Genomic DNA, 11,361 nt, shown 5'->3' on the forward strand with positions numbered 1-11,361 from the left:
CGTAATAAGTTTACGCAATACCAAAATGAAGCAGCAGCTAAATCAAAAGAAGAAAATGATAAAAGAGCTGTAGAATTACAAGGGTATGAGAAAAGTATAGGGGAAGCACAACAAGCGGCTCAGCAAGAATTTCAGAAAAAACAAGCGGAATTATTTGCTCCAATATCAGAAAAAGCTAAAGCAGCTATAGAAAAAGTTGCAGGCGCTCAAGGGTATGATTATGTTATCGATGCACAAGCAGGTGGTGGTTTAATTGTAGCTAAAGGAAAAGACCTTTTAGTAGATGTAAAAAAAGAATTAGGATTCTAAAGAATACTACTTTAAAAATATAAAAAAACCATCTTATTTTAAGATGGTTTTTTTATGCTCAATTTTTAGTGGGTTGTTAAACATTACCTAAATTAATCCTAAAGTTTTAAGAATATTCTTTCATCTATTGTTGTATTTTATTTTCTTTAAAGTCTAAACAACAAAACCATTCCACTTGAATATTAAAAATGTATGTAGGCTTATTAGCCTCAGTCTATTATGTTCTGCATCGGTACAGGCTTCTAGTTCTTTTAACCCTATTTCTAAAGTTCTGCTGGCTAAAAAGACCAGTGTCGATGGTAAAGTTAAAAAAAAGAAACAAGAAGAGTCTACTATTAGTGGTTATATAACAGAAGCTGGTAGTGGAGAAAATTTGTTTGGTGTATCTGTCTATATACCAGAATTGAAAATTGGAGTAACAACTAATACCTATGGTTTTTATTCTTTAACACTTCCTGAAGGGGCACATAATCTTGTGGTTTCTTATATGGGCTATGCTACTATAAATAAGGAGGTTAATATAGTTAAAGACGTTTCGCTGTCGTTTACCTTAGAATCTTCTGTAGAATCCTTAGAGGAAGTTGTAGTCTCTGCAAAAGAAAGTTTAAAAGAAAGTAAGGTTACTCAAATGAGTAAAGTTCAGTTAGATCCTGCCGATATAAAAGATATTCCGGCTTTATTAGGAGAAAAAGATGTATTAAAAAGTTTGCAATTACTTCCTGGCATACAAGGAGGTTCCGAAGGGAGTTCTGGTTTTTTTGTTCGTGGAGGTACACCAGATCAGAATCTTATCATTTTAGATGATGCGGTGGTGTATAACTCCAACCACTTGTTTGGTTTCTTTTCTGTATTCAATGGCGATGCTATTAAGTCTGTAGAAGCGTTTAAAGGGGGTTTTCCTGCGAGGTTTGGTGGAAGGCTGTCTTCTGTAATAAAAATTGATATGAAAGACGGAAACAAAGAAAAACTGTCCGGGAAAATCAATGTAGGTTTAATCTCTAGCTCCTTGTTGTTAGAAGGTCCTATAAATAAAGGGAAAACTTCTTTTATATTTAGTGGAAGAAGAACGTATGCAGATATTTTAGCGCAGCCTTTTTTAAAAAAGAATAGTAAGGGTGGTTATTATTTTGGGGATTTAAATTTTAAGATACATCATATTTTTAGTGATAAAGATAAATTGTATTGGAGTAATTATGCTGGTAGGGATAAGTTTTATAGTAGAGATAAGCAAGAGGACTATGAGTATGAAAATGGTTATGTAGATACTGGGTATGAGGATAAGGCTAATTTAAATTGGGGGAATATAACTTCGACTCTAAGGTGGAATCATCAATTTAATGGTAAGTTCTTTTCTAACACCTCTTTCATTTTTAGTAATTATAAGTTTAGTGTAGGTTTAGATGAGGAGTTTGATAATCAAAAATATATTTTTAAATCCAGCTCTGGGATTAATGATTATTCTTTAAAATCTGATTATTACTATTATCCTACTAATAAACATACAGTTCGTTTTGGGTTAGTTGGGACTATGCACAAATTTACACCTCAGCGAGTACAGATAAAGGAAGCTGAAATTCCAGATGTAAATACCACGCAAGAACTAAAGTCTTTTGAAAGTGCTTTTTATTTAGAGGACGATTATAAAATTACAGAAAAACTAAATTTCTCTGGTGGATTGCGTATTAGTGGATTTAATTATAAGGCTAAAAATTATTTTAATGTAGAGCCTAGAATGGCAATGTCTTATACTCTTAAGCCAGATTTAGCTTTAAAAGCTTCTTACTCTAAAATGAATCAATACATACATTTACTGTCTAGTTCTGGTATTGGTTTGCCTACGGATTTATGGGTGTCTTCTACAGATAAGGTAAAGCCACAAGAATCGCAACAAGTGGCATTTGGATTGGCAAAAGATTTTTTAAATAATAATTATTCCTTTACGTTAGAGGGGTATTATAAGACGATGGATAATGTTATTGCTTATAAAGAAGGAGCATCTTTCTTGGCGTTGGATAATTTAGAAAGTGGAAAAAGCATAGATTGGCAAGAGAATATAACATCTGGTAAAGGATGGGCTTATGGTGCAGAGATATTGTTTAGAAAAAAGAAAGGACCATTAACAGGTTGGTTAGGTTATACACTTTCTTGGTCCGAAAGACAGTTTGAGGAGTTAAATCTTGGTAATAAATTTTATGACCGTTACGATCGTCGACATGATATTTCTTTGGTGGGAATATATAAGCCAAGCCCTAAGCTAACATTATCAGCTACTTGGGTGTTGTCTACAGGGAATAATTACACATTACCTAATTTACAGAAATTTGTTCCAGATGATAATTTTCCTATTCAAGGGTATCAAGACTCGTTTGGAAGTGGTTTTTTATCTGAGGATTTTGCTACACATAGAAATAATTTTAGAGGAGAAACGAGCCATCGATTAGATTTAGGGGTACAGTTTATTAAACAGAAAAAGAAGAATAGAGAGCGTATATGGGGGTTCTCATTGTATAACAGCTATGCGCGTAAAAACCCTTTTATCTATATAGCAGAAGATGATTGGGGAGATTATGACGACCCTAATACTGTGGTTCGGAAAAAAATTAACCGAACCTCTGTACTAATGTTAATACCTTCTTTTAATTATACCTTTAAATTTTAAATTATGAAAGTCATACAAGTTTTAATGTTAGCTATTGGTGGTTTATTACTCGGGTGTACAGAAGAAGTAGATTCTGGCAAATTACTAGATGCGGATAATAAGGTATATATACAAAGTTATATATCGCCTAGTGATACATTAATATCGATTAATGTATCAAGAGCTTTGTCTACTTTCGGTACTGTGTTTAAAAAGAATGATAGGGAAGAATATATAGAGAAGTTTATTATTAAGAATGCAATTGTGCAATTAGAAAGTGAAAGCGGATTAATTATTACTGTACCTTTTGTTTCTGAAGAGAATAAATATCAGTTAACCTCTTCATTATTCCCAATAATCGAAGGTAATTCCTATTATTTAAAAGTGGTGGTAGATGATGAACAGTATACCTCTAGTTGTTCTATACCTAAAAAAGTTAATAATCCTAGGTATAACCTTATTAAGGGTGTCTCTGAATATGATGTTAAACAAGATGTATTAAAGATATTTTTTGATGATATAGCAGGGGAGAATAATTTTTATGTTGTTGGAGGGGATTACAGTTATGCTATTGATGAAAATAAATATATTAATCAAGTCTATTTTGATGAAAATCGTTTTGTAACAGATGCAATTGGGGATGGTGATGTATTGAGTACAAGTGGAGATTTTTATAGAAACACTGGGGGAGAATTTGATCAGGAGTCTTTACTCTTGCAGGTAGCGAATGTAGAGGAGAATTTGTATCAAAACTTAAAAGCAACATATTCTAATCAATATAATGATGGTAACCCTTTTGCTGAATATGTAATTGCTCCAGATAATATTGAAGGTAAAGGTGGTGTCGGGGTTTTTGCAGGCTATAATTTAACTGAAGAAGAAATAATACTCATTAATGAGTAAGTTGTTAAAAAAGCTTTCTTCTTATGTTTTGCCAACGGAGATTACGTATAAATTCACCTTCCTCTTTAGAAACTAAAAAGTAGACCTTTTCACTCTTTGCATTTTTATATCCTTCAAGGTTATGGAAAAAAGTAATTACCTTTTTTTGTTTTAATGCCATTTTTATGGAGGCAATTAACGTAATCCAGAAACCATAACGTAGGGTATACATAGCCTTACCTTGGAGTAATTTAGCTTTTTTGCTATAAGCTCCTCCGGTAGGTCTAAGGTGTTTTACCTTTAATAGGTCTTTGGTGTAAATTTCAAAACCGTGGTACTGCGCTAGTAATTCATCTACTGTATCCCAACCCATGGCGTTTTTAAGTCCGCCAATAGCTTTAAAACAGGTCTTGGTATATGCTTTAAATGCTCCTCTTACATGGTCTTTATTCATGGGGTGGTTCAGTAGCCACTCTCCTTCTTTAGACTCTTCGTATGCAAATCCGCCAGCTATACCAATTTTTGGATTGTTTTTAAAGATATAAGAGATGGTTTCAAAGTAGTTTTTTGGTAAAATAATATCGGCATCTAGTTTTACTAAAAAATCATACGAATCATCTAGGAGTTGTAGTCCTTTATCAAACGCATTTATAACCTTACTTCCAGGCATATGCTCTTTAGAAGAAGAGGTGTTTAGTTTTATGAAAATAGGAGATTTACTAATAAAAAAATCTATTATTTCTTCTGTAGTATCTGTAGAATTATCATTTACAATAACTACTTTTTTGGGTAGGGTAGTTTGTTCTAAAATAGAATTTAGAGTGTGTGTAATATAGTTTTCCTCGTTATGCGCAGGAATAATAACATAGTAGTTCATAATGCAAGTGTTTACATTAAGATTTTATTCTCTCTGCATAAACAATGTAATATCTTGGTGTAAAGGATCGTAACAATGGCCTTATGCCTATTTTTTTAACAGGGTTTGTCCACTTGGCGCTATCTTTTATTTGCCATCCAGCTTTTTCTAAAAGCCAATTAAATTGCCAATCTTCAAACTCATGATAATGTCTATCCCATGGATCCGTTTTACTTTGGTAAGCAGGGGAAAACCATAAGCGCATTGGTATGCTGGCTACTAATTTATTGGCTTTAATCTCTTTTAGAATAGTGAGTGGATTTAATAGGTGCTCAAAAATTTCAAAAGCTGTTACAACTTCTGCGTTAGAATTGGTAAGGCTAGAAAAATCTATATCTATATCTTCTCCTTTGGTGTTCGCAACAGAATACCCGCTTTCTGTCATAATTTTAGAAAACGGATTCGGTACACCTAAATCTAAAATAGACTCGTTAGTAGAAATATGTTTTTCTAAGAAAGTTAAAGTGTGTTTAAATCTTTTGCTAGGAAAAGTTTTTTCGTACATCAATTGCCTTTTATAATAAGACTACGAAGTTATAAAAATAAGTGTATAAGTATTCGATGTTTTTTAAACTCTGTATACTATAGCATTTACATTCATACCAGCACCTACACTTGCAAAAATTATAACATCTCCTTTGTTTAATTTTTGATTTTCAACTTCGTTTTTATTTACTAGGTCTAATAAAGTTGGTATGGTAGCTACAGAACTGTTTCCAAATTTTTCAATAATCATGGGCATAACCCCTTCAGGAGTTTCTTTCTGGCCATATAATTTGTAGAATCGTTGCACAATAGCTTCATCCATTTTCTCATTAGCTTGATGGATAAATATTTTTTTTAAGTCTTCTATCGGGATATTTGCGCTGTCTAGGCAGTGTTTCATGGCCGCAGGGACATGGGTTAGTGCAAATTCATATATTTTTCTCCCAAACATTTTAATATAAAGATTGTCATCTTTTTCTTCTTTGTTGTAGGTTTCTCCAAAGAAGAGATAATTTGCTTCGTCAGTAGCATAAGTTGCAGAGTCATGGAAAAGTATTTCTCCGGCATCCTTATTATCTTCTACTATTGCAGCTCCGGCACCATCGGAATATATCATAGTATCTCGGTCATATTTATCTACAACTCTAGATAGTGTGTCTGCTCCAATTACTAAACATTTTTTCGCTAGACCACTTTTAATAAAGGCGTGAGCCTGTATCATTGCTTGTACCCAGCCAGGGCAACCAAAAAGAATGTCATAAGCAACACACTTAGGGTTTTTAATGGCTAATTTATGTTTTACTCTAGTAGCTAAACTTGGTAGTGTGTTTCCTTGGGTTTTTCCATAAGATACATCTCCAAAGTTATGAGCTACAATAATGTAATCTAAAGTCTCTTTGTCAATACCGGCGTCTTCAATTGCTTTTTCTGAGGCAAAGAATGCAAGGTCAGAGGTGTTTAAATCTTTACGAGCATACCTTCGCTCTTCAATACCTGTAATTGCTTTAAATTTCTTTATTATTAATGGATTCGGGACATTTATGTTAGACCCATCAGAATTAAGAAATTTATGAGATTCAAAATCTTCATTTTTAGTAATTTCTGTTGGCAAATAACTTCCTGTGCCTGTAATTCCTATTGGCATAACTATAACTTTTGTGTTGTATTAAACAAGGTAATGAATACTGTTTTTTGTTATGCACGCATAATAAAAAAAATACGATAGTCAGTCGATATTTTTAAGGTGTACTTATAATAAACAAAGCCTTTTGATAATTCAAAAGGCTTTGTTTTATAGGTATTTTGGGCATTTTTTATGCTTCAGTATACGCTTCAATAGGAATACAACTACAGATTAAATTACGATCGCCATAAGCATCATCAACTCTTCTTATAGTTGGCCAGAACTTATTCTCTTTTATATACTCCAGAGGAAAAGCCGCTTTTTGTCTACTATACGGAAATTTCCACTCGTCATTAGTAACCATTTCTAAAGTATGCGGAGCATTTTTTAGAACATTGTCTGGGTGGTCCGTATGGGTGTCTTCTATTTCTTTTCTAATAGAAAGCATAGCGTCACAAAAGCGATCTAATTCTGGTAAGCTTTCGCTTTCCGTTGGTTCGATCATTAATGTTCCAGCTACAGGAAAAGATACGGTAGGAGCATGGAAACCATAGTCCATTAATCTTTTGGCTATATCTGTTACTTCTATACCTTTTTGTTTAAATGGTCTGCAGTCGATTATCATTTCGTGTGCTGCTCTTCCTTTTTCTCCAGTATATAAAACATCAAAGCCGCTACTTAATCTATTTTTAATATAATTAGCGTTAAGAATGGCAATTATAGTAGATTGTTTTAATCCACTTTCTCCAAGCATTTTTATATAACTATAAGAAATTAGACAAACTAAAGAACTTCCCCATGGTGCTCCTGAGATTGCTGTAATGGCTTTGTTTCCGCCAGTAGTAATGATTGGGTTAGATGGTAAAAACGGAACTAATTGCTTGGCAACACATATGGGGCCAACACCTGGGCCACCACCTCCATGTGGTATAGCAAAAGTTTTATGTAAGTTTAAATGACAGACATCTGCTCCAATAGTTGCAGGGTTGGTAAGTCCTACTTGGGCATTCATGTTTGCACCATCCATATAAACTTGTCCGCCATGGTCATGAATAAGCTTGGTGATTTGTTTTATAGAAGATTCAAAAACACCATGAGTAGATGGGTAAGTAACCATTAATGCCGATAAATTTTTAGAATGTAATTTTACTTTTTCTTCTAAATCGGCTACATCAATATTTCCTCTTTCATCTGTTTTAGATACAACAACTTTCATTCCAGCCATTACAGCAGATGCTGGATTGGTTCCGTGTGCAGAAGCTGGAATAATGCAAATATTTCTATGCTGCTCATTATTAGACTCATGGTAGGCACGTATTGTCATTAATCCTGCGTACTCCCCTTGGGCGCCTGAATTAGGTTGCAAAGAAGTGCCAGCAAAACCTGTTATAGTGGATAAGTCATTTTCTAATTCTTTCAATACAATCTGATATCCTTCTGCTTGTTCTATAGGAGCAAAAGGGTGAATATTACCCCATTGATTAGAACTTAAAGGAAGCATTTGTGTTGCAGCATTTAATTTCATGGTGCAAGACCCTAAAGATATCATAGAATGGTTAAGAGCTAAATCTTTGCGTTCTAACTTTTTTATATAACGCATTAGCTCTGTTTCTGAATGATAGGTGTTAAAAACAGGGTTTTCTAAAAATGTAGAAGTTCGTTGTAAACTTGGCGATATAGCAATATCGTTCGTAAGTGTTGCAATTTGAATGGAATCCTTACCTAATGCTTCAGAAAAAATATTAGCTATGGTTTCCACATCTGTAGCGGTAACACTTTCATTTAAAGAAATACTAATCGTGTTTTCGTCAATATAGTAAAAGTTAACCTCTTGTTTTTCTGCAATAGGTTTAATTAAGGCGCTAGAAGCAGAAACAACAATAGTGTCAAAGTACGATGTATTGATTTGGTTAATTCCTAAGGTTTCTAGTTTAGAAGCTAAAGTTACAGCGGAACTATGTACTTTTTTTGCAATATATTTAAGCCCTTCGGGTCCGTGATACACGGCATACATACCGGCCATTACGGCTAATAAAACTTGAGCAGTACAGATGTTAGAGGTAGCTTTATCTCTTTTTATATGTTGTTCCCTGGTTTGTAGAGCCATTCGTAATGCTGGCTTTCCGTCTGTATCTTTAGTAATACCGATGATTCTACCAGGAATACTACGTTTATATGCTTCTTTAGTTGCGAAAAATGCAGCATGTGGTCCGCCGTATCCTAAAGGAATACCAAAACGTTGGGTAGTACCAACAACTACATCAACACCAAATTCTCCTGGAGGAGTTAGCATAGTTAAACTTAAAATATCTGCCGCTACGGCTACTTTTATTTCTTGCGCTTTGGCTTTGGAAACAAAAGAACTATAGTCATTTGCTTGCCCATATTTTCCTGGGTATTGTAATAAGGCGCCGAAGAATTCATTAGAGAAGCTAAATTCTTCATGATTGCCTATTACAAGCTCAATTCCAAGTGGAGTAGAGCGTGTTTGTAATAACGATAACGTTTGCGGTAAAACTTCATTGGAAACAAAAAACTTTACAGTTTCTGCCTTTTTTTGAGCTCTACTGCGTACATCAAAAAGCATAGTCATTGCTTCTGCAGCAGCTGTACTTTCGTCTAATAGAGAAGCATTGGCAATTTCCATAGCAGTTAAATCGCATACTACGGTTTGGAAATTTAATAAAGCCTCTAGTCTCCCTTGTGCAATTTCTGCTTGGTAAGGCGTATAGGCAGTGTACCAACCTGGATTTTCTAAGATATTACGCTTAATTACGGAAGGGGTAAGAGATTCATGATAACCTAACCCAATGTAAGATTTAAATACCTTGTTCTTTTTTGATAAAAGCTCTAAGTGATTTAAAAAAGCATGTTCACTCATTGCGGGAGCTAGCTGTAAATCTTCCTTGAGACGAATATCATTAGGAATAGTTTCGTAAATAAGTTGTTCTAAACTATCAACTCCTATGCTTTGTAGCATATGTTGATGGTTGTTTTCTTTTACGCCAATATGGCGAGATGCAAATAAGTCTGTTCGCATATTCTGAGTTCGTTTTTTTTAACTTTAAAATAGTGCTGCAAAATAAGCAAATTTTTTATGGAAAATCGAGACTCAAGAGAGGAAGAATACTAAAGTTTTTAACTAAAAGTTAAGGTTATAAACAGTTTAACTATTTTTGTGGCATGAAGAGCTTAAAAGCGATTTTTAACTTTTATATAAATGCAAGTGTTCATATTGCCCTAGCTGTATTGTCCTTACTTAAGGTAACCGGGATTATTTTCGGTATTGAAATAAGTATTTATCTTTTATATTTTGTTTTTTTTAGTACTATTAGCTGTTATAACTTTGTAAAATACGGGGTAGAGGCAAAAAAATATTTTTTGGTAGCAAAAGCATATCATAAAAAGATACAGTTGGTTAGTTTGTTTTCTTTAGTTGGATCCCTGTATTGTTCGTTTTTTTTAAGTAAAGAAGCTATTCTATGTTGTTTTTTATTAATTGTGTTTACTGGAGTTTACGCTATTCCTGTATTGCCAAAGGCTAGAAACTTTAGAGATTTGGGGGGCTTAAAAATAATTCTTGTAGCTTTAGTTTGGTCCGGTATTACAGTGATTATTCCTTTTTTAAATTTAAAACAGTCATTAACTTGGGATGTGTATATGGAAGCATTACAGCGTTTTATAATAGTGTTAATACTTTTAATTCCTTTTGAAATAAGAGATTTAAAACATGATCCACCAGAATTAAATACGTTGCCACAAAGATATGGGGTAACCAAAAGTAAAATATTTGGAGCTTATGCAGTGGTACTATTTTTTCTAATGACGTACTTAAAAGATGTTGTTACTACTTTGGATTTAGTAAGTAAAGGGATACTTTTTTTAACTTTAGGAGTACTAATGTATGGTACAAAAAGAAACCAATCTAAATATTTTTCTTCGTTTTGGGTAGAGAGTATTCCTATTTTTTGGTTAGGAATTGTTTATGGAGTTTATTTATTTGTCGGAATGTAATTTTTGTTTCATCGTTTTCTTATCGCCTTCACTTAAGCTATGTAATGGGGCTTTGTTGCAAAGTTTTGTTAATCGCCCATTTTTTTTACTATGACCAGCGCATGTTTTACAAATAAGAAGGTGTATATGTAACTTTATTTTGTCTAAAAATGAAGCTTCTTTATATTGAGCTTTGTCACAAATTAGCTGTGCTTTTTCACAAGAAATCATACTTTAATACCAATTTTTATTAAGGCAATCCATTAAAGCGGTTCTAGCTCTATGAATCATAACCCAAAGGTTAGACGGATTAATTCCAAGTTCATTACAGATGTCTTCCGTGTCTATTCCTTGAATAGTTTTCATAACAAAAACTTGGGATTGTTTTTTTGGTAATTTCGAAATGCAATTTTGAATAGCTAAACCTAATTCTTCATTTTCTAAAAAATTAGTATTAGTAGAACTAAAGGGGTCTGCTACTTGCTCTTCTAGCCAATCTCCTTCAGAATCGCTATGAGAACTATAATTCATTCGAACCTCAGCTTTTCCTTTTTTAGAATTTATTTTCCGGTAGTGGTCTATTACTTTTCTTTTAAGAATTGCAATAAGCCAAGTCCGTTCTGCAGCCTCTCCTTTATAATTTTTTGCTGATTTTAAGCCCGCAAAAAAAGTTTCTTGAACTAAGTCTTTGGCAATTTCAGAATCGCTTACTCTTGTAACTGCATAATTAAATAAGTAATCCGCATATTGGTCTACCCAAATATTAGGATTTAGTTGATGAGATGCCATTCTGTTGTTTATCAGTATCAAATGTAAAAGTTTTTTATGGAATTTGATTATTTTTGAAGGAAATCAAATCAAATATATAATGAAAGCATCTTTTTTAATATCCTTTTTATTGTTCTTGAACTTTAGTTGTTCACAAGGTAATACCATGCATATCACAGAATTTTCACAAAAAGATATTAAAAATGCATTGTTAGTAGATGTGCGTACACCAGGAGAGTATAATGA

9 protein-coding genes are annotated in these 11,361 nt (G+C 33.3%); 4 read left to right on the plus strand and 5 right to left on the minus strand.

Annotated features, from left to right (window positions below; all coding sequences use genetic code 11):
* The 3 genes from QZZ51_RS14200 to QZZ51_RS14210 all read left to right on the plus strand — a co-directional run.
* On the plus strand, positions 1-309 hold a 309-nt coding region (locus tag QZZ51_RS14200), incomplete at its 5' end, for an OmpH family outer membrane protein (RefSeq protein WP_291870814.1).
* Between the two features lie 175 nt (positions 310-484).
* Positions 485-2,968 carry a TonB-dependent receptor gene (locus QZZ51_RS14205; protein WP_291870816.1) on the plus strand — a complete coding sequence of 828 codons (2,484 nt, stop codon included), beginning with the start codon at positions 485-487 and terminating at the stop codon, positions 2,966-2,968.
* A 3-nt stretch (positions 2,969-2,971) separates the two neighbouring features.
* Positions 2,972-3,850, plus strand: a complete 879-nt coding sequence (locus QZZ51_RS14210) for a hypothetical protein (RefSeq protein ID WP_291870818.1) — start codon at positions 2,972-2,974, stop codon at positions 3,848-3,850.
* A 4-nt stretch (positions 3,851-3,854) separates the two neighbouring features.
* Here QZZ51_RS14210 and QZZ51_RS14215 read toward each other — a convergent pair whose 3' ends face one another.
* The 4 genes from QZZ51_RS14215 to gcvP form a co-directional block, all read right to left on the minus strand.
* Positions 3,855-4,706, minus strand: coding sequence for a glycosyltransferase family A protein (locus QZZ51_RS14215; protein WP_291870820.1), 852 nt, complete (start codon positions 4,704-4,706; stop codon positions 3,855-3,857).
* A 16-nt stretch (positions 4,707-4,722) separates the two neighbouring features.
* On the minus strand, positions 4,723-5,250 hold the full coding sequence (locus QZZ51_RS14220; RefSeq protein ID WP_291870823.1) for a methyltransferase: 528 nt from the start codon (positions 5,248-5,250) through the stop codon (positions 4,723-4,725).
* Between the two features lie 63 nt (positions 5,251-5,313).
* The gene (locus tag QZZ51_RS14225; RefSeq protein ID WP_291870825.1) at positions 5,314-6,375 is read right to left on the minus strand and encodes a 3-oxoacyl-ACP synthase III family protein; all 1,062 of its coding nucleotides are present in this window, start codon (positions 6,373-6,375) and stop codon (positions 5,314-5,316) included.
* A gap of 169 nt (positions 6,376-6,544) precedes the next feature.
* On the minus strand, positions 6,545-9,394 hold the full coding sequence (gcvP, locus tag QZZ51_RS14230) for an aminomethyl-transferring glycine dehydrogenase (RefSeq protein WP_291870827.1): 2,850 nt from the start codon (positions 9,392-9,394) through the stop codon (positions 6,545-6,547).
* 341 nt (positions 9,395-9,735) lie between these two features.
* Between gcvP and QZZ51_RS14235 the strand changes: the two genes are divergently transcribed.
* Positions 9,736-10,368: a hypothetical protein gene (locus tag QZZ51_RS14235; RefSeq protein WP_291870829.1), complete on the plus strand. Its 633-nt coding sequence runs from the start codon at positions 9,736-9,738 to the stop codon at positions 10,366-10,368.
* 213 nt (positions 10,369-10,581) lie between these two features.
* Here the strand turns inward: QZZ51_RS14235 and QZZ51_RS14245 are convergent, their stop codons facing one another.
* Positions 10,582-11,136: a sigma-70 family RNA polymerase sigma factor gene (locus QZZ51_RS14245; protein ID WP_291870833.1), complete on the minus strand. Its 555-nt coding sequence runs from the start codon at positions 11,134-11,136 to the stop codon at positions 10,582-10,584.
* Positions 11,137-11,361 lie beyond the last annotated feature (225 nt).

The organism is Maribacter sp., from assembly GCF_016744255.1.
Taxonomy (GTDB): domain Bacteria; phylum Bacteroidota; class Bacteroidia; order Flavobacteriales; family Flavobacteriaceae; genus Maribacter_B.